The organism is Paenibacillus sp. YN15, from assembly GCF_003285005.1.
Lineage (GTDB): Bacteria > Bacillota > Bacilli > Paenibacillales > NBRC-103111 > Paenibacillus_AR.
In genome coordinates this window covers 1-19,642 of the sequence record NZ_QMFA01000006.1, presented here as the reverse complement: position 1 = coordinate 19,642, position 19,642 = coordinate 1, and the positions used below count along the sequence as shown (strand labels likewise).

Sequence of the window (19,642 nt, the reverse complement as noted above, 5' to 3'; positions counted from 1 at the left end):
TATATCGGCAAAAATCCAATTTTTCGTGAGCCGGGCTGCAACGGCAGCGGTCAGAACAATTCCTGCTGCTTGGCCAAAATTTTGCCCAAAAAGCTTCTTCTATGCAAGGGAGAGGGGCCATGCGCCTCCAAAGCCTCACGATGCTGTTTAGTTGCATATCCCTTATGTATGGCAATGCCGTATTCCGGATAGTCCAAGCCCCAGTGGAGACACATCCGGTCCCGGGTCACCTTGGCAATAATCGAAGCGGCGGCAATGGATTGGCTCAACGCATCCCCATGGATAATCGCCAGCTGCGGCAGCGGCGCATCCACCTTTTCCGCATCCACCAACAGATAATCCGGCTTCGTCTCCAGCTTGTCCAACGCCCGTTTCATTGCCAGGCGGGCCGCCTGCTTGATGTTAATCCGGTCTATCGTTTCCGCGTCCGCATATCCGACACCGATGGCGATTGCCTGCTCGCAGATGATATCGTACAAAGCCTCCCGGCGTTTCTCCGACAGCTTCTTTGAATCGTTGACCCCTTCAATAACCAGTCCCTGGGGCAAAATAACCGCCGCCGCCACCACATCCCCGAAGAGGCAGCCCCGCCCCACCTCGTCCACTCCGGCGATGAGGCTGTAGCCATTGGCCCATACTTCTTTTTCATAATCCAGCATTCCGTATGACTCCTGTCCCGAGGAAAAACGCCAGCGGCTCCTTTAGCAACCTGCGTTTGTCAAAAAGCTGGGCCGCTTCCCCGTTTATACTTATCTGAAGCTTTGAAAAAAACCCATAAAAGCGCACAGGGCGCAGCGTTTCATTTTGTTTCCTTCCTTATTATTATACCTGCCCTGTCAACGCCCCGACTAGGCACTTATTCTTCGGGATGAAGGCGGATCATTCCTGTGCGGACACAGAAGCCGCTATTTTTCCAAAATGGCCCTTTCCCCGAATTTCACGGACACAGGGTATGCTATTTCACCTCCGCCTCCCCATATTGCGCCATTTTCGGGCCTTTAGCGGAACCACAGTCCGTCTGGTCAAGAAAATGCCCGTTTTGTCTCAAATAACGGAACCACGGTCCGGCAGAAATAGCCCCATGTCCAAAAAGGAGGTTCACCAGTTCAGCAAGCACACTTTCCCCAGCAACCTCTTCCCTGAGCAGAAGGGATAGTGTCGCAAAGGGTCCCCGTTCGCCCCACCATCCTCCATACCTGCCTTTTTTCACTTCCATCCAGCCATTCGTCAAGAAATCCAACAGCTTCCCTGTTTTTACCTTCGCAAGACGATAACGCAAAAAAACCGCTCCCACCGGGAACGGTTCCTTCCACAATCCGTATGCTCTATTCCACTTGACGCTTGTCCAGCTTTGGTGTTTATCCGACTTTTCCCGTTTTTCGTCTCTTACACTCTGCCATTTTCCTTCGCTGCCGAAACGTGCCGTTCCATCCATGCAGCCGGTCAGGCCATATCCGGCCGTTCCAGGCTGATGCGGCCCAGCTTGCCCGCCCGCAGCTCGCGGAGGATCAGGGTGGACGCCTTGCCCAGGTCCACGCGGCCTCCGGAGGCGACGCAGCCCCGCTTGCGGCCGATAGTTTCCATAACCTCAATGACAGCCTCGCCTTCCGACAAATCCGCAGGCACCGTCTCAATTCCGTACCGCTCGGCCAACACGCCGGGATAAGCCTCAGCCAAGTAGCGGACCGCATAAAACGCCACATCATCCGCCGCCAGAATCTCTTCCTTAATGGAGCCGATGGCTGCCAGCCGGTAACCCACCTGCTGGTCCTCGAACTTGGGCCACAGGATACCCGGAGTATCCAGCAGCTCCAGCTCTCCTCCCGCCATCTTGATCCATTGCTGGCCCTTGGTTACCCCCGGCTTGTCGCCTGTAGCCGCCACCTTGCGTCCGGCCAGCTTGTTGATCAGCGTGGATTTGCCCACGTTGGGAATCCCCACAATCAGCGCCCGGATGGCCCGCGGGTTCATGCCTTTGCGCTGGCGGGCCTCCATCTTCTCGGCCATCAGCTTCCTGCACCGGGCCACAATTTCCCGGGTGCCGGTTCCGCTTACCGCGTCAATGGGCAGGGCATCCAGTCCCTTCTCCTGAAAAAAAGCGACCCAGTCCGCAGTAGCGGCCGGATCGGCCAGATCAAGCTTGTTCAAGAGGATCAGGCGGGGCTTATGCTGCAGGATGGTATCGACCATCGGATTGCGGCTGGACAGGGGCACACGGGCATCGATCAGCTCGATAGCCACGTCGATCAGCTTCAGCTTTTCCTCAATCTGCCTTCTCGCCCTGGTCATGTGGCCGGGAAACCACTGAATGGTTGACATCTTCCTTATCTCCCCTCACCGGTCAATGCTTGATGAAGCCCAATTTGGCCAGCGGCCAGAAGCGGATATCCGCACGGCCTACAATCTCGTCCAACTCAACCGCTCCGATAGCCCGGCTGTCTTGGCTGTTGACCCGATTGTCGCCCATGACGAAGACCTTGCCCTCCTCAACCGTAATTTCCGAAAAATCCCCGTTGTAGTTGATGTTGGTCCGGGCCTTGTAATCGTCAATGGCTTCCTGCAAATAGGGCTCCTCTAATTCTTCCCCGTTGATGTACACTTTATTGTTCTGAATCTTGACCTTCTCGCCGGGCAGAGCAATCACCCGCTTGATATAATCCACACCCGCCGGCGCATGGAACACAACAACCTCGCCGCGTTCGGGAGTGCGGATATGATAGATGATCTTGTTCACGATAAGCCGCTCTCTGGTATGGAAATTCGGTTCCATGGAGGGCCCGTCCACAATGAACGGCGCAAAAATAAACCAGCGGATAATAATAACGAGAACAGCGGCAATAAACAACGCCTTGGTCCATTCCCACGCCTCGCTCTTAATTGAAACAGCCTGTGCCGGTTGTTCGGGCAGTTGTTGCTCCTGTTCCATCCTCGTGAGCCTCCATCCTTAAAACTCCTCAAAAAACCGAAAGGAGGCTTGTGCTGTGCCCAAGCCCCCTGTTCAATCTTATCGGATTTCGGTGATTCTTGCTGCCTTGCCGCGCAGTGCGCGCAGGTAGTACAGCTTGGCGCGGCGAACCTTACCGCGACGGGCTACTTCGATTTTATCAAGCTTCGGAGAATGCAGCGGGAATGTTCTTTCCACGCCAACCCCGTAGGAGATTTTGCGAACGGTAAACGTTTCGCTGATGCCTCCGCCGCGACGCTTGATTACAACGCCTTCAAACAGCTGAACCCGCTCGCGGGAGCCCTCGATAACCTTTACGTACACCTTCAGGGTGTCGCCTGGACGAAAGCTGGGGATATCCTTGCGAAGCTGTTCCTTCGTAATTTCTTGAACCAACAAGTTCATTTGACTTCCTCCTTCCACACAGGTGTTCATTCCGCTCCATCGGCATTCATCCCTATTGATGAGCCGCAACCGCGTAGAGGACCACCGTTATCAAATCACAACATTAAATATACTACCATATCTGCGGGCACATAGCAATGTTTGTCTTACAACTTTTCGCGAAAATTGCGCGTGATCCGCAGATCGAGAGGGGGATTTAATTCTACTCCTCCTCCGCTTCCACAGAGGCCTCCTGCCGCCGCTCCAGCTCCGCCAGCCATTCCTTGTCCTTCTTGGACAGCTCCAGCTCCCGCAATAGCTCCGGACGCCGTCTCCAGGTCCGCTTCAGGGACTGTCTGCGCCGCCACAGCTCAATATTCTCGTGATGGCCGGACAACAGCACCTCCGGCACCTCCCAGTCCCGGAATTTGGCCGGACGGGTGTAATGGGGATATTCCAGCAGCCCCGTGCTGAAGGAATCCGTTACAGCGGACTGCTGATTGCCCAGAACGCCGGGCAGAAGCCGCACCACGCTGTCGATCACCACCATGGCCGGCAGCTCGCCGCCCGTCAGCACATAATCCCCGATGGACAGCTCGTCGGTGACCAGATGCTGCCGGATGCGCTCGTCATAACCTTCATAATGGCCGCAGATGAAGATCAGATGCTCCTCCCGGGCCAGCTCTTCCGCCTTCCGCTGGGTGAAGGGCTCCCCCTGGGGACACATGAGAATCACCCGCGGTGGTTGGTACTTCGGGTTTGCCGGTCCTTCCGGTGGGCATGGCTGACCCTCCGGCAACTCCGCCAGATCGGCGGCGGCACCGTTCCCGCCATTCCCTCCGGGATAACGCCGCTCCATCAAATCCTCCACCGCAGCGAAGATCGGCCCCGGCTTCAGCACCATGCCTCCCCCTCCGCCGAAGGGATAATCGTCCACCGTATTATGCTTATTGTTGGCATAGTCCCGGAAATTCAGGGTCGACAGGGACACCAGCCCCTTCTGGCGGGCCTTCCCCAGGATGCTCGCGCCGAATACCCCCTCGAACATTTCCGGAAACAAGGTCAAAACATCGATATTCATTCCAGCAGCCCTTCCATAAGCTCTACCGTGACCTGCTTGTTCTCCACATCCACCTCGAGCACCACATCATCGATGACGGGCAGGAGCAGATCACGGCCCTTGGGACGTTTGACCACCCAGACATGGTTGGCTCCGGGAGTGAGGATTTCCGTGATCTGTCCCAGCTTCTCCCCCCCGGCCGTCACAACCGAGCATCCCAGGATTTCGTGGTAATAGTATTCATCCTCGTCCAGGTCGGCCAGATTCTCCTCACCCACTTTCAAAAGCCAGCCCTTGTACTGCTCCACCTGGTTGATGTTATCCCATTCCTTAAAACGGGTTATAAACATCCCCTTGTGCTCACGGGCCTGCTCCACCTGGGCAATCACTTGTTTGCCGCTTTCCGGCTCCACCAGGATCAGCTTGCTTCCCTTGACAAAACGCAGCTCGGGAAAATCCGTCTGGGACAAAATTTTCAATTCGCCGCGGATGCCGTGGGTGTTGACTATTTTTCCTACATTATATAGCTTGTCGCTCATGCCGATATACACTTCCCTTTCCAGTAGAGTGCGGTCCATTCTGGGCTTTACAGCATTTCAAGCCGGTTTTCTTCCCTCTGTCCGGCAAGAAGAAAACCCTCTTCAAATTCTGTTTGACGATGCAAAAAGGGGCAAGGTTGCCCTCACCCCTTCTACGTCTCATGATACGATTTCAACGCTCACTCGCTTGTTCTCTTTGACAGCGGCCGATGTGACCACTGTCCGCAAAGCTTTGGCGATGCGTCCCTGCTTGCCGATCACCTTGCCGATATCGCTGGGGTTCACGGTAAGCTCGTACACGATTTCCTGACTGCGCTCCACGGCATTTACGCTGACATCTTCCGGATGATCCACCAACGCCTTAGCGATTACGGTTATCAGATCTTTCATATGCCGCCCTCCGTTAAGCCAAATTACTTCTGCAATTTGGACTCGTGGAACTTTTTCATAATGCCGGCTTTGCTGAACAGGTTGCGGACGGTGTCGGACGCTTGCGCGCCGTCGCCCAGCCACTTAAGCGCCTTCTCCTCGTCGATTGCGACGGTAGCAGGGGCGGTCAGCGGGTTATAAGTACCGATTTCCTCGATAAAACGTCCGTCACGGGGAGACCGGGAATCAGATACCACCACGCGATAAACGGGAGCCTTGTGGGAACCCATACGCTTCAGACGAATGCGAACTGCCATTGTTGTTTCACCTCCTTAACAAAATCAAAGCCTATATTTTCTAAAAAGGGAACCGGCCGCCCTTGCCCATCTTGCCGAACATGCCGCCCTTCTTCTTGCCGTTGCCCATCATGCCGGAGAATTGCTTCATCATCTTCCGCATATCCTCGAACTGCTTGATGAAGCGGTTGACCTCCACCACCGTGTTGCCGCTGCCCAAGGCAATCCGCTTGCGGCGGGTCGGACTCAGAAGCTCCGGCTTGGCGCGCTCTTCCTTGGTCATGGATTTGACGATGGCGGCCGTGCGGGCCATTTGCTTCTCGTCGATCTTGACATTCTTCATCTGGTCCTTCATCTTGCCCATACCCGGCATCATGTCCAGGATCTGGTCCAAGGGGCCCATCTTCTTGACCTGCTCCATCTGCTCCAGGAAATCATCGAAGGTGAACTCCGCCTTGCGCAGCTTGCGCTCCATTTCCTTGGCTTTGTCCGCATCGATGTTGGCCTGGGCCTTCTCGATCAGGGTCAGCATATCCCCCATGCCAAGAATCCGGGAAGCCATCCGCTCGGGATGGAAAGGCTCCAGGGCATCCATCTTCTCGCCGGTGGCGGCGAACTTGATGGGACAGCCTGTAACCGCCTTGACGGAGATGGCCGCGCCGCCGCGGGTATCATTATCCAGCTTGGTAATGATAACGCCGGTCAGGCCCAGCTGCTTATGGAAGCTGTTCGCCACATTCACGGCCTCCTGGCCGGTCATGGCGTCCACCACAAACAGAATCTCGTCCGGCTGGACGGCTTCCTTGATCCGGCTCAGCTCCTCCATCAGCGCCTCGTCGATGTGGAGACGGCCTGCGGTATCGATGAGCACATAATCATGCCCATGCTCCTTGGCGTGGTCAATGCCTTGTTTGGCAATGTCCACAGGATTCACATCCGCTCCGGGAGCGTACACCGGCACCTTCAGCTGCTCGCCCAAAACCTGCAGCTGCTTAATGGCGGCAGGCCGGTAGATATCCGCGGCCACCATCAGCGGCTTGTGATTCTGCTTTTGCAAATATTTGGCCAGCTTGCCTGTGGAGGTGGTTTTGCCCGCGCCCTGCAGACCGGCCATCAGGATAATCGTAGGCGGACGGTTGGACCGGGCCAGCTTGGCTTGGGTGCCGCCCATCAGAGCGGTCAGCTCCTTGTTGACGATATCCACCACCACCATGCCGGGGGTGAAGCTCTTCATCACTTCCTGGCCGATGGCGCGTTCCTTGATCCTGGCGATGAAATCCTTGACGACCTTGAAGTTCACATCCGCCTCCAGAAGAGCCAAACGCACCTCTCTTAAGGCTTCGTTGACATCATCCTCCGTCAGCTTGCCCCGGGACTTCAGCTTTCCGAACACATTCTGCAGCCTGCTGGCCAATCCTTCAAATGCCATGCGCCCCGCCTCCCGTCGTCCTAAATATTGCTTCATGCGGAACAAGTCACTTAGGTCGTGTCTGACAACCCGCTTGAGGGCATCTTTCACCGCCTTTTCGCCCCATGCTTCGTCACTTCCGCTTGACGTACCCCCGGTACGCCTTCACGAAAGTTCCTTGCCTGGAACGAAAATTCTGCAAAATCTGCTCCCCTCGGAGTTATCAGACACGCCCTAGGACTCTTCCTTCACTTCTATGGTCAAAAGCCGGGAGAGCAGCTCCAGCATCCGCCTACTGTCTTCTCCCTGCCGTCGTTTTATCAATGCTTCCAGCTCGTTTGCCGCTGACCTTCGGCGTGCAAATTGCCCCGCCAAACCCAGCTTGCCCTCATAGTCCTCCAACGCCTGCTCGGCCCGCTTCAGGTGCTCATACACCGCCTGCCGGCTGACCTCGAATTCTGCGGCGATTTCGCCCAGGGAGAAATTATCCTGGTAATACAGGGACAGGATGGATTGCTGCTTGTCCGTCAGCAGCGCCCCGTAGAAGTCGAACAGGGTGTTCACCCGGTTCGTCCGTTCCAGCAGCGTGTCATCTTCCATCTTCAGGCGACCCTCCCGATCCGGATGCGCCCTGCATCCGGAAGTGGACGCAGGACAACCGCGGCAATCTCGCCACAGGTGTCAAGGCCCATTCCTTTACACCGAACATTGACTATATTAGCCGATCCATCCGTTAATGTCAAGCATATTACCTTGTCACTCCCCCTTTCATACTTTGGTCCAAGCCAGAGGCGGATAAAGCTGCGGAGGCGGTAACGTATTATAAGCCCACGATCCCGCCGGGTGCCACATCCCAGGGAAGCTGTACTCGAAAATTCATATACAAACGGCCCCAGCTCCATGATTTCAAGGAATTGTATTCGATATTTCATATACAACTTGCCATTTTGATGCCATCTCCAGGTTTTATATATGAAATTTCATATACGATTTGCGATTGAATGCTTTTTCGCATGCGATTAGCTCTGTATTTCATTATGATAACGCTGTCTTCAAACATATGGGATATGCTATACTGGTAAAAGTCGAAAGGGCACGGAAGCCAAAAGCAATATGAATCCTTGTGAAGCGGAGGTTTTTAAAACGGAACAGCCAAGAATTGCAGGAGGTCCTATTTCCCGTTTGGTCAACAATCATTTTCATGCATTAACCCACCGGAATTTCCGGTATTACTGGTTTGGGCAATGTGTTTCCCTGATCGGCACATGGATGCAGAACATCGGCCAATCCTGGCTGGTGCTGAAGCTGACCGGCTCCCCGTTTCTCCTGGGGCTGGTGGGGACCATCCAATTTATGCCGGTAACCTTCTTTTCCCTGTTTGCCGGCCTGGTGATTGACCGTTTTCCCAAAAAGGCCATTCTCATGGTGACCCAGACGGTTTCCATGCTGCTGGCTTTTATTTTGTCCGCCCTTGTATTTACCGATAAAGTGGAATACGGTTACATTCTGGTATTGGCCTTCATTTTGGGGATGAGCAATAATTTTGACATGCCGACCCGGCAATCCTTTACCATCGAAATTGTGGGCAAAGACGATCTGATGAATGCCATCGCCCTCAATTCCGCCACCTTCAATCTGGCCCGGATTATCGGCCCTGCCATTGGCGCTTCCATGATGGCCTTTCTGGGGGCAGGCTGGTGCTTCCTGCTTAACGGACTCAGCTTCTTCGCCGTTCTGTTCAGTTTGACCCGCATCCAGGCAACGCCGTATGTGCGTCCCAAAAAGCCCGGTTCCGGCGTCTTTAGCGAAATCAAGGACGGCTTCGTTTATATCGCCAAGGACCGGGTTCTGTCGCAAACCCTGCTGCTCTTGGTGGTCATCGGTGTGCTGGGCTTCAACTTCAATGTGCTGATTCCCTCCTTCACCCAAAGCGTGCTCCATATGGAGGAAGGGACCTACGGCTTTCTCATGTCCTGTATCGGCGCAGGTTCGCTGCTCGGCGCCCTGACCATGTCCATCCGCAGCAAGGGCGGGCCGCGCATGAGGCTGATCCTCACCTGCAGTGTGCTGATTTCGGTATTTTTGTCCGTCATCGGCTTTACCCGCAACTTGTATCTGACAGGCTTGGCGCTGGCTTTGCTGGGCGTCTGCAATATTTTGTTCAGCACCAGCTGCAACTCCACCCTGCAGATCCATTCCAAGGATGAATACAGAGCCAGGGTGATGAGTATCTATTCCCTGGTATTCACCGGCACCACCCCGCTGGGCAACCTTTTCGCCGGGTCGGCGGCCGAGAAGCTGGGTCCTGACGGAGCGTTTATTCTAAGCGGCATTCTCGCCATTATTCCGATTGTCTGCATCATCCTTTATTTCCGCCTCCGCAAATCCGCGGCGCCGACGCAGGAAGAAGCAACCGGCGTTTAGATTATTCCGGCGGCTCGGCAAAGCTGGACGATTGGAAGATCCGTTTGGGTCCAAGCACGTTCAGCCTGGTCATGAGAGCCGCCATCTCCTGCGGAGTAAGCTTCATCCCCGATTCCAGCCAATGCTGGATAAGTCCCAGATGGGCGGACACAATGTAGGCCACCAGATAGTCCCTGGGAATGGGCAGCCGGCTGTCATCCGGCTGGTGCTTCATTGATTTTTTCGTCATATCCTCCATCATGGCCTTTTTCCACTCCAGAAAAAAACACGGATCTCCCTTGGGACCCATCATAACGGCAAAGAAACGGGAATGCCGGGCAAAATATTCGAACGCTCCCAATGTATTGGAATGTGCAATTTGAGGCGGCGCGCTGCCGCCCATATTGTCCGTTTTGCCCGCTTTTCCATCTCCGCAATTCCGTTCCGCGGCTCTCGTCACCGACTCCGTCAGCCCCTTCAGCACCTCCTCCTTGCTTTGCTCCAGCAAGTCCTGAATATCCTTGTAATGCAAATAGAACGTGCCTCGATTCAATCCGGCCCGCTGGGTCAAGTCCCGGACGGTCAGCCCTTCCAGCCCCCGCTCTTCAATCAGATCGATCAGCGCATCCCGAAGCATCCGTCTGGTCCGCACAATGCGCCGGTCAATAGTGAATTCTTCCGTTGACATTTCTTTTCCACCCCAACTTAATTGACATACGCGTCCTTAATGGCGATTATCGGACAGATTACATAATAATGATTATTGCAATTGCCGGAAATCTCCCTATAATAGGCATATGGCTCTTTAATGAACACTGTGTTTATTAATATACCATATGTTCATTAGAATAACGAGATATAGACATTTTGAATAGGAGATGGAGCGGTATGAGTACAAAAAAACAAGTCCAGGGAAGCGAGTTTTCCCTCAGGCAGCTGATCGGCCCGTTGATGGCCGTCATTTTGGGCATGATGATGGTTATTCTGGACAGCACGGTGGTCAATGTGGCGCTGCCCCGCCTGGTGGAGGATTTCAGTTCCTCTGTAACAACCATGCAGTGGACCATTACCGGATATACATTGGCGCTGTCGGCCGTTATTCCCCTGGCCGGCTGGATGACGGACCGGTTCGGCGCCAAACGAATCTTTTTGCTTACCATTATTCTGTTCACATTGGGCTCCGCCCTGTGTTCTTTGGCCGCATCTCCGGCCCAACTGATCCTCTACCGGATTATTCAGGGCATCGGCGGCGGCATGGTTGCGCCCATCGGCATGGCCATCGTTTTCCGGCTTGCGCCGCGTGACAAAATCGGCTCCATCATGGGCATGCTGGGCATTCCCATGCTGCTGGCCCCGGCCCTCGGCCCGGTGCTGTCGGGATGGCTGGTGGAGTATGCCACCTGGCACTGGATTTTTCTGATCAATGTGCCCCTGGGAGCCATCGCCATTCTGGTGAGCATAAAATATTTGCCCGCCTTTGAAACCAAATCCGTACCGTCTCTGGACATTCTGGGCATTCTCCTGGCGCCGGTGGCCTTCTCCATGCTGGCATACGGCGTAAGCGAGGGCGGCACCAGTTGGACCTCCGCCTCCACTCTCACCGGACTGTCCATCGGCGGCGTTGCGCTTGTGCTCTTCATCATTGTTGAGCTCCGGCAAAAACAGCCTCTTTTGGAGCTGCGGGTATTCCGCTCCTCCGACTTTACCCGAGGCATTGTGATCGCATGGCTGATGCAGATTGCCCTGTTCGGCGTTATGGTGCTCATTCCGCTGTTCTACCAGACAGTGAAAGGCTACGGGCCGCTGAAAACCGGCCTGGTTATGCTTCCCCAGGCGCTGGCCTCCGGTTTGGTCATGCCCATCGGCGGTAAATTATTCGACAAGGTGGGGGCTCGTCCTTTGGCCATCACCGGCCTCAGCATTATCACCTTCTGCATGTTCATGCTCTCCCGGATGACGCCGGATACCAGCCTGCTGTACATTATGGGCTTCCTGGGACTGATGGGAGCGGGAATGGGTCTGACCATGATGCCCGTGAATACTCACGTGCTTCAATCCGCCCCCAAACAACTGGTCAGTCGGGTCACACCGCTGACAACTGCAGCCCAGCAGGTGATGGTATCCTTTGCGGTAGCGGGACTCACCGGTTACCTGACCTCCCAGATGAAGGTGCATGCAGAATCCGGAGGCAATCCTCTCCAAGCCGCCGCCAGCGCCTACGGCGATACCTTCCTGGTTGCGGCGGGCATCGCGGCGTTGGGCGCTCTGCTGGCGCTGATTCTCCGCAAGCCCAAGGCGGTGCCCGGGGAAAGCGAAGAGGGCGCAAGCCAGGCCCAGGCATCCATGATGACTGGCCATTAACATTTTTGCTTGTTTGCGGAATAAGGATGGAAGACGCCCACAACGTCTTTCATCCTTTATTTTTTAAACAATCCGCCAGAATTTACTTATAACCGCCTTTTTATGATAAAATAAGCTTCTATCCAAGCATCAGCGGCATTCTTTAACCGATGGTTCGCGTTTACCACTCTTACATAAGGTCAGGTGAATCACATGCAACATTACGGCTTTGCGCGGGTAGCCGCCGCCTCCCCCGAGCTGAAGGTAGCGGATTGCGCATTTAACGCCGCCAAGATTATCGAGGCCATTGCGGACGCCGCCAAGGCGCAAGCGGAATATCTGGTGCTGCCCGAGCTTTGCATCACCGGGTATACCTGCGGGGATTTGTTCATGCAAAGAACCTTGCTGGATGCCGCCAAAACCTCCCTTTCCCATATTGCCGCCTCCACCGCCGGGCATTCCATGATCGTTATTCTGGGCCTGCCCCTGGACATCCGCGGACGGCTGTTCAATTGTGCAGCCGTGGTCCAGAACGGGGAGCTTCTGGGCCTGGTTCCCAAAAGCTGCATTCCCGGCTACAGCGAATTCTACGAGCCCCGCTGGTTTGCCGCGGCGGAGGAGCTGGAGACGGATACCCTCCTCATTAACGGTAAGACCGTGCCTATCGGCAGCGACCTGATGTTCGCCTGCCGGGAGGATGCCAACCTGCTGTTCGGCGTGGAAATCTGCGAGGATCTGTGGGTGCCCATTCCCCCCAGCAGCCGTTTGGCCCAGGCAGGAGCCGTGCTGCTGTTCAACCCCTCCGCCAGCAATGAGCTGGTGGGCAAGGCGGATTACCGCCGCCAGCTGGTATCGGCCCAGTCCGCCTCCTGTGTGGCCGCTTACGTATATGCCAGCTCCAACACCGGAGAGTCCTCCACCGATGTGGTGTTCGGCGGCCACTCCCTGATCGCGGAGAACGGCCAAATTCTGGCCGAATCGGAGCGTTTCACCCATGAAACCCGTCTGACCGTAGCCGACATCGACATTCCCCGGCTTCATTACTCCCGAAGCGTCATGGGCACCTTCCGGGCAGGCAAAGGCGCAGGGGATTACCGGGTTATCGGCTTCGCCCACCCTGCCGCCGCAGATGCCGAGCCCCGGCAATTGGTCCGCCAGGTAGCGCCCAATCCCTTTGTGCCCGGCAATCCGCTGCTGCGGGACGAGCGCTGCCAGGAGATTCTGTCCATCCAGACCTCGGGGCTCATGAAGCGCATCCGGCATATCGGCATCAAGCAGGCGGTGATCGGCATTTCCGGCGGCTTGGATTCCACCCTGGCGCTCTTGGTTGCCGTGCGGGCCATGCAGCGGCTGGGCCGCCCGGCCAGCGACGTATTGGCCGTCACCATGCCCGGCTTCGGCACCACCAACCGGACCTACGACAATGCCGTAGGTTTGATCAAAGCCCTGGGGGCCTCCATGATGGTGGTGGATATCAAAGCCGCCTGCCTGCAGCATTTTGCCGATATCGGCCACGACAAGGATGTTCATGACCTTACCTACGAGAATGTCCAGGCCCGGGAGCGGACCCAAATTCTCATGGACCTGGCCAACAAGAACGGCGGCATCGTCATCGGCACCGGCGACCTGTCGGAGCTGGCGCTGGGCTGGTGCACCTACAACGGCGACCATATGTCCATGTACGGCGTAAATGGGGGTATTCCCAAGACCCTGATCAAGTTTGTGGTGCAATGGTATGCGGACCATGAAGCCGACGATGCGGCCAAGGGCTTCCTGCATGACATTATCGCCACCGGCATCAGTCCCGAGCTGCTGCCCCCCTCTCCAACCGGCGAGATCGCCCAACTGACAGAAAATATCCTTGGACCGTACGATGTCCATGATTTCTATTTGTACTACATGCTGCGGACGGGAGCGCCGCCGGCGAAGATTCTGTATCTGGCCGAGCAGGCTTTCGCCGGGGTGTTCACCCGGGAGCAGCTGGTTTCCTGGATGCGGGTATTCTACAGCCGCTTCTTCTCCCAGCAGTTCAAGCGCTCCTGCCTGCCCGACGGCCCCAAGGTGGGCACTGTCAGCCTCTCCCCGCGGGGCGACTGGCGTATGCCCAGCGACGCCTCCGCCGCGCTGTGGTTAAAAGAGGTGGAGTCGCTGTAGAGCGGGAACCAAGGGCCGGATGATGTTTTTTAACCTCCTCCGGCCCCTTGTGATATAGTAGAAGTGACGGCGGCGGTGGATTGCGGGCATATCATTACTGGGTCCTGAAGAAGGAGTTTACATGACACAATTTGTCTATAAGCAAATTATCGATGATCTGAAGAAAAAAATCTTCGCGGGGCAATTCCCCGACATGCGGCTGCCGGACGAGCGCAGTCTCAGCGAAACCTATCAGGTCAGCCGCAGCTCCATCAAGCGGGCGCTGACCAAGATGGAGCATGCCGGGATTATTTTTAAGAAGCGGGGCTCCGGCACCTTTATCAACCCTCTGTACATAAAGAATGAGTCCATTTTCAATTACGAGGGCTCCAATCTGGGGGTAACGGATAATTTCCAGATGCATGGCGTGAAGCCCAAAATCCGGGTGCTGAGCTTTGAGGTCATCCCTCCCACGGAGGAGCTTCAGCGGGATCTGTTTCTGCAGCCCCATGATTTTGTGTACAAAATCGTCCGGCTGCGCCTGTTCGACGAGACCCCCTTCATGATCGAAACCGGCTACATTCCCATCAAAATTATCCAGAATCTGAACCAGACGATTATCGAGGGTTCCATTTTTAACTATCTGGAGGAAGCCCATAATCTGGCTGTGACCAAGTCCTTCCTCTCCATTTATGCCGAACCGTCGGATACCCGCGACCGGGAGCTGCTGAGCCTGGCGGAGAACGAGCCTGTAGGGATTATGGAGGGCATCTTCTTTCTCGACAACGGCACCCCGCTGGAGTTTTCCCATATGCGCTTCCACTACAAGTACCTGAAGTTCAATACCTTTGTGTCAGTGCAGGAATAAAGATCGGACAAATGTCCGGTCTTTTTTTACCACATCAGAATGTTTAAGTTCTTTACAGCACTAAAGCGCGTAAGGCAAACATTCTGATTGGCGATAAAAACTTCCGCTAAACGCGGTCGCTCATCTTCGAGATACTCCGATAGGAGTTTTTCTCATTTGTTGGGGGGATTATTACCGGCTTACAGCCCCGCCGCGGCAACTGTCTGCCCCTTGCGGATTCTAACGGAAGCAGAAGACCTTATTTTGCTGAAAAACGGTGTTTGGAAATTCTAACGGCGGTGGGAGACCTTATTTGAGCTTTTCCGCCCCTCCGCATGATCTTTTGCTGCAAATAGCGGCTGTAGCCGCCGTTAGGTTTTTTGGATGGTTCATTTGCGGCGAATAGCGGCGCTCACCGCCGTTAGAATAGATGCCCCCAAGTTAGCTCCCCCAACTGCCGGAATCAGCACTGCATCGCTCTTCATAAACTCGATTGCTCCTTCTATGCTCCGTACAGATCCTCTTCCCACGTTCCTTCGGACTCCTCCCGCCCTCTTCCCTTGTTCTCCCAGCCCCCACATTCCGTTCCCCCGCCCCTCCTTCACACCACCCATCAAACAAGCAATCACCCCGATAACCACCGATGTAAGCGCCGCCACTTGAGAATGTTCATACTAAGTTCATTTTTTCACATAATTGGACCGTATTACTTTCAAAAATGATTGATTTCAATTTATGAAGTGGGTATTATGAACTTGAAATTGCGGAGATAAACAGACAGAAACAAAAATTTCGATAGGAGTGGACGAAATGACACTGACTACCCGAGTTCTGGATTGCTCCTCCAAGGCGTATCTGGATAAGCTCGACGCCTATTGGCGGGCAACCAACTACATTTCCGTAGGCCAGCTCTACCTGAAGGGCAACCCTCTGCTGAAGGAACCGCTGCAGGATGCCCACGTGAAGGTGAAGCCCATCGGCCACTGGGGCACCATTCCCGGCCAAAACTTTATTTATGCCCACTTGAACCGGGTCATCACCAAGTATGATCTGAACATGTTTTATATCGAAGGCCCCGGCCACGGCGGCCAAGTGATGGTATCCAACTCCTACTTGGACGGAAGCTACACCGAGATTTACCCGGAGATCACTCGGGATATTCCCGGCCTGATCAAGCTCTTCAAGCAGTTCTCCTTCCCGGGCGGAGTCGCTTCCCACGCCGCTCCCGAAACACCGGGCTCCATCCATGAAGGCGGCGAGCTGGGTTATGCCCTCTCTCACGGCGTCGGCGCCATTCTCGACAATCCGGACCTGATCTCCGCAGTTGTGATCGGCGACGGCGAAGCGGAAACCGGACCGTTGGCTGCATCCTGGTTCTCCAACCGGTTTATCAATCCCATCACTGACGGGGCAGTGCTGCCCATCCTTCACCTGAACGGCTTCAAAATCAGCAATCCTACCATTCTTTCCCGTCAAACCCGGGAGGAAATGACCGCTTACTTCACCGGTATGGGCTGGGAGCCCCACTACGTGGAAGGCTCCGATCCGGACTTCATGCATCCGGAAATGGCCAAGGTATTGGATACCGTCATCGAGAAAATCAAGGCCATCCAAAAGAATGCCCGTGAAAACAACAATGCCTCCCGCCCGCTGTGGCCGATGATCGTCTGCCGCACCCCCAAGGGCTGGACCGGTCCGAAGGAATGGGACGGCGTTCCCAATACAGGCTCCTTCCGTGCCCACCAGGTTCCGATCCCCGTGGACCAAAAGAACATGCAGCATGCCCCCGCTCTGCTGGAATGGATGAACAGCTACCGCCCGCAGGAGCTCTTTAATGATCAAGGCCGTCTGCTGCCGGAAATCGAAGAAATTCTGCCTGCCGGCGACAGAAGAATGGGCAAAAACCCGGTTACCGACGCCGGCAAGCTGGTGAAGGACCTGAAGCTGCCCGACTTCACCAAATACGCCCTGGACAATTCCACCCCCGGCAAAGTTACCGCCCAAGACATGCTGGTGCTGGGCAAATATATGAAGGAAGTTATTGAGCTGAATGAAGAGCAGCGCAACTTCCGCATCTTCGGTCCGGACGAAACCATGTCCAACCGTCTGGGACCCGTGTTCGAAGTCACCAAGCGCCAATGGATGGATGCCATCCAAGAGCCGCAAGACGAATTCCTGGCCCCTTATGGCCGTGTCATCGATTCCCAGCTGTCCGAGCACCAGGCGGAAGGGATGCTGGAGGGTTACGTCCTCACCGGCCGCCACGGATTTTTTGCCAGCTATGAAGCGTTCCTGCGGGTTGTAGACTCCATGATCACCCAGCACTTCAAGTGGCTGCGCAAGGCTACGGATCAAGGCTGGCGCGCAGATATCCCTTCTCTGAACGTAGTGGCCACCTCCACCGTGTTCCAGCAGGACCATAACGGCTATACCCACCAAGACCCGGGCCTTCTGGGACACTTGGCCGACAAGAAACCGGAATTCATCCGTGAATACCTGCCTGCCGATGCCAACTCGCTGCTGGCTGTGTTCGACAAGGTGCTCAATGACCGGCAAAAGATCAACCTGATCGTCTCCTCCAAACATCCCCGGCCGCAATGGTTCAGTGCGGAAGAAGCCTCCGTGCTGGTGGAAAAGGGCTTGAAGATCATCGATTGGGCCAGCACCGACAAAGGACAGGAGCCGGATCTGGTGTTTGCTTCCGCCGGTACCGAGCCGACCATGGAAAGCCTGGCAGCCATCTCCATTCTTCATGAGAAGCTGCCGGAGCTGAAGATCCGCTACATTAACATCGTGGACCTGCTGAAGCTGAGAAGCCAAAAGCTGGACCCCCGTGGCCTGTCCGACGAGGAATTTGACAGCTACTTCACGGTTGGCAAGCCGGTGATCTTCGCCTTCCACGGCTATGAAGGGCTAATCAAGGACCTGTTCTTCGACCGCCATAACCATAACCTGCATGTTCACGGCTACCGGGAAAACGGTGACATCACCACTCCCTTCGATATGCGTGTCCTGAACCAAATGGACCGGTTCGATCTGGTGAAGGAAGCAGTATTGAGTCTGCCCAAAGCAGCCCAATATACAGCCATCGCCGATGAAATGGATGCCATCATCAAGAAGCACCGCCGGTTTATCCGTGAGGAAGGTTATGATCTTCCGGAAGTGGAAAGCTGGAAGTGGACAGAGCTGAAATAAGTAATCCCGCAGCACGGAATCCTGCACCATCCTTATGCGCCTTCTCCCCTTGCGGGAGGGGGCGTTTTTGGGATACCATCATTGATCAAGAATAGTTTTCGTTGCTGGGGAAGCTTGTTTGATAAAAAGTAAACGCCTACATTATAATCCGGTATAGGGCTGCCGGAACTCAATCATCATGCCGGGCTTATGCTTTTGGAGCCGCTCCATAACACCGGACAGGAGCCTGTGGCCCCCTTCTTGGACAGAGGGGGTATCCCGGCCATCGTCATCGGGCAGGCTGGCCGACGAAGACAGTCCTCCGGGTTCCGGATTGTCCCCGGGAGGCAGCCGGAAGTTGTCCACAAAATCCAGCTTCAGCCCATCCACTCCCCATTCGGCAGCCGCTTTTTCATAGATGCCGGTGAGGTATTCCCTGACCTCGGGATAACGGGGGTCCAGCACACCTGCGCCCATGCTGTCCATGCGGTACAGCAGCTTGCTTTGCAGCCGCTGCCAGGCCTCGCTCCGGTAGCCGATGAAGGGAACGGAATACCACAGCATATAGCTTAAGCCCATGGCCTGCACCCGTTTCACGTGGGCGGTCATGTCCGGCATTTTGGCGCTGCTGGCCTCCCAATCGCCGCAGTAGGCATATCCCCGGGACTGGTCCTCGTCTGCCAACCGTCATCCACAATGACACCGCCGCAGCCCAGCTCCTTGGCCAATCTGCACTGTTGTTCAATTTCCTCCGGGCTTACCTGCTGGTGGAAGCTGTACCAGGTGGAATACATGGGCAGCTTGGCCGCGGCGGGCACAGCTACGGGGGAATAGCCGGCTTCCTGCTGCCACCATTCCTGCACGCAACGGAGGCTTTCCGTGTAATCCATATCCCGTGTATCCAACTTTTTGTTCCACCTCTAAGGTGAATCCATATTCGGCAGAAAGGGCCCGGAGGTAAAGGGGTTTCTGCAGGAAAACCAGCTTTGGAAGCATACGTCCGAGGACAAGCAGAATCTGGCTAACGAATCTCTATCACGCTATTTCGCGAAAACGGGCATGGTAAAAAATCTAACGAATCTGTATGGCGTTATTCGCCTGTTTGAACGCATTTCGGCGCAAATTCGGACAAATAGCGATGCCACGATTCGTTAGATTTCAAACAGGCTCACCTATAGTCAAATAGCGATACCTAGATTCGTTAGAGCTTCCACTGCCGCGGACGTCAAAAAACAAAAAAACCTCTCTGCATCAGCAAAGAGACTTTTTCGTGCTTGGCGACGTCCTTCCGCACCCATCCCGCCGCCGCAGGCGACCAGCGAAGCGCGGGTGGTCGGCGTCTGAACCTTCCGCTTGGGCCGGGCCTGCTTCTTCGCCTTTGCTTCGATGGGAAGGTTCGGACACAGCTCACGGACTAGAGAAACAAAAAGACCCCTTAGCGTGAGCTAAAGGACCCATTTGTGCTTGGCGACGTCCTACTCTCCCAGGACCCTGCGGTCCAAGTACCATCGGCGCTGGAGGGCTTAACGGTCGTGTTCGAGATGGGAACGCGTGGTTCCCCTCCGCCATCATCACCAAACGTCTTTATGTAAGTTCAGGAACGATACCGCCAAGTATCGTTTCATCGAACCGGAATCTGCACTCGTCAGATTCGTCTCCGACTTATCCCCTGAAAACTGGATGCGAAACGAGGTCACCGAAACCTCTTCTTGAATCTCTTACGGGCCCCGCCAAAGTATTCGGAA

Annotated in this window: 19 protein-coding genes and 1 rRNA gene; 5 read left to right on the top strand and 15 right to left on the bottom strand. The window is 55.3% G+C overall.

Features of this window, described 5'->3' with window-relative positions:
* Positions 1–50: 50 nt before the first annotated feature.
* From DQG13_RS07005 to DQG13_RS06955, 11 genes are all read right to left on the bottom strand, one after another.
* A complete protein-coding gene (locus DQG13_RS07005; protein WP_113019042.1) occupies positions 51–659 on the bottom strand; it encodes a ribonuclease HII in 609 nt (202 codons plus the stop codon).
* A gap of 296 nt (positions 660–955) precedes the next feature.
* The gene (locus DQG13_RS07000) at positions 956–1,435 is read right to left on the bottom strand and encodes a hypothetical protein (protein WP_113019041.1); all 480 of its coding nucleotides are present in this window, start codon (positions 1,433–1,435) and stop codon (positions 956–958) included.
* Between the two features lie 8 nt (positions 1,436–1,443).
* Positions 1,444–2,319 (bottom strand): ribosome biogenesis GTPase YlqF, encoded by an 876-nt coding sequence (ylqF, locus tag DQG13_RS06995; RefSeq protein WP_113019040.1) that lies wholly within the window; start codon positions 2,317–2,319, stop codon positions 1,444–1,446.
* 22 nt (positions 2,320–2,341) lie between these two features.
* The gene (lepB, locus tag DQG13_RS06990) at positions 2,342–2,926 is read right to left on the bottom strand and encodes a signal peptidase I (protein ID WP_113019039.1); all 585 of its coding nucleotides are present in this window, start codon (positions 2,924–2,926) and stop codon (positions 2,342–2,344) included.
* A gap of 78 nt (positions 2,927–3,004) precedes the next feature.
* Positions 3,005–3,349 carry a 50S ribosomal protein L19 gene (gene rplS / locus DQG13_RS06985; protein ID WP_113019038.1) on the bottom strand — a complete coding sequence of 115 codons (345 nt, stop codon included), beginning with the start codon at positions 3,347–3,349 and terminating at the stop codon, positions 3,005–3,007.
* A gap of 202 nt (positions 3,350–3,551) precedes the next feature.
* A complete protein-coding gene (gene trmD / locus DQG13_RS06980; protein WP_113019037.1) occupies positions 3,552–4,409 on the bottom strand; it encodes a tRNA (guanosine(37)-N1)-methyltransferase TrmD in 858 nt (285 codons plus the stop codon).
* Positions 4,406–4,927: a ribosome maturation factor RimM gene (gene rimM, locus DQG13_RS06975; protein ID WP_113019231.1), complete on the bottom strand. Its 522-nt coding sequence runs from the start codon at positions 4,925–4,927 to the stop codon at positions 4,406–4,408. Before rimM ends, trmD begins: the two co-directional genes overlap by 4 nt.
* A 159-nt stretch (positions 4,928–5,086) precedes the next feature.
* Positions 5,087–5,317 (bottom strand): KH domain-containing protein, encoded by a 231-nt coding sequence (locus tag DQG13_RS06970; protein WP_113019036.1) that lies wholly within the window; start codon positions 5,315–5,317, stop codon positions 5,087–5,089.
* Between the two features lie 23 nt (positions 5,318–5,340).
* A complete protein-coding gene (gene rpsP, locus DQG13_RS06965; RefSeq protein ID WP_113019035.1) occupies positions 5,341–5,613 on the bottom strand; it encodes a 30S ribosomal protein S16 in 273 nt (90 codons plus the stop codon).
* Between the two features lie 40 nt (positions 5,614–5,653).
* Positions 5,654–7,021: a signal recognition particle protein gene (ffh, locus tag DQG13_RS06960; RefSeq protein ID WP_113019034.1), complete on the bottom strand. Its 1,368-nt coding sequence runs from the start codon at positions 7,019–7,021 to the stop codon at positions 5,654–5,656.
* A 213-nt stretch (positions 7,022–7,234) separates the two neighbouring features.
* Positions 7,235–7,585, bottom strand: coding sequence for a putative DNA-binding protein (locus DQG13_RS06955; RefSeq protein WP_220094336.1), 351 nt, complete (start codon positions 7,583–7,585; stop codon positions 7,235–7,237).
* A 597-nt stretch (positions 7,586–8,182) separates the two neighbouring features.
* Here DQG13_RS06955 and DQG13_RS06945 point away from each other — a divergent pair.
* Positions 8,183–9,424, top strand: a complete 1,242-nt coding sequence (locus DQG13_RS06945) for an MFS transporter (RefSeq protein ID WP_258525501.1) — start codon at positions 8,183–8,185, stop codon at positions 9,422–9,424.
* Between the two features lies 1 nt (position 9,425).
* On the opposite strand, the gene DQG13_RS06940 is transcribed toward DQG13_RS06945, so the two are convergent.
* Complete coding sequence (locus DQG13_RS06940; protein ID WP_113019030.1) at positions 9,426–10,091, bottom strand: TetR/AcrR family transcriptional regulator; 666 nt, start codon at positions 10,089–10,091, stop codon at positions 9,426–9,428.
* Between the two features lie 200 nt (positions 10,092–10,291).
* Here DQG13_RS06940 and DQG13_RS06935 point away from each other — a divergent pair, with 200 nt between their 5' ends.
* The 4 genes from DQG13_RS06935 to DQG13_RS06915 all read left to right on the top strand — a co-directional run bounded on the left by DQG13_RS06935 (position 10,292) and on the right by DQG13_RS06915 (position 17,918).
* Positions 10,292–11,764, top strand: coding sequence for a DHA2 family efflux MFS transporter permease subunit (locus DQG13_RS06935; RefSeq protein ID WP_113019029.1), 1,473 nt, complete (start codon positions 10,292–10,294; stop codon positions 11,762–11,764).
* Between the two features lie 192 nt (positions 11,765–11,956).
* Positions 11,957–13,897, top strand: coding sequence for an NAD(+) synthase (locus DQG13_RS06930; protein WP_113019028.1), 1,941 nt, complete (start codon positions 11,957–11,959; stop codon positions 13,895–13,897).
* Positions 13,898–14,018: 121 nt separating this feature from the next.
* On the top strand, positions 14,019–14,744 hold the full coding sequence (locus DQG13_RS06925; RefSeq protein ID WP_113019027.1) for a GntR family transcriptional regulator: 726 nt from the start codon (positions 14,019–14,021) through the stop codon (positions 14,742–14,744).
* Between the two features lie 789 nt (positions 14,745–15,533).
* Positions 15,534–17,918, top strand: coding sequence for a phosphoketolase family protein (locus DQG13_RS06915; protein WP_113019025.1), 2,385 nt, complete (start codon positions 15,534–15,536; stop codon positions 17,916–17,918).
* A 141-nt stretch (positions 17,919–18,059) separates the two neighbouring features.
* Here the strand turns inward: DQG13_RS06915 and DQG13_RS06910 are convergent, their stop codons facing one another.
* The 3 genes from DQG13_RS06910 to rrf form a co-directional block, all read right to left on the bottom strand.
* Complete coding sequence (locus DQG13_RS06910; RefSeq protein WP_146767116.1) at positions 18,060–18,581, bottom strand: alpha-amylase family protein; 522 nt, start codon at positions 18,579–18,581, stop codon at positions 18,060–18,062.
* Positions 18,503–18,802 (bottom strand): hypothetical protein, encoded by a 300-nt coding sequence (locus DQG13_RS06905; protein WP_113019023.1) that lies wholly within the window; start codon positions 18,800–18,802, stop codon positions 18,503–18,505. Before DQG13_RS06905 ends, DQG13_RS06910 begins: the two co-directional genes overlap by 79 nt.
* Before the next feature lie 557 nt (positions 18,803–19,359).
* Positions 19,360–19,476: ribosomal RNA gene (gene rrf / locus DQG13_RS06900) — 5S ribosomal RNA — on the bottom strand.
* Positions 19,477–19,642: the final 166 nt, after the last annotated feature.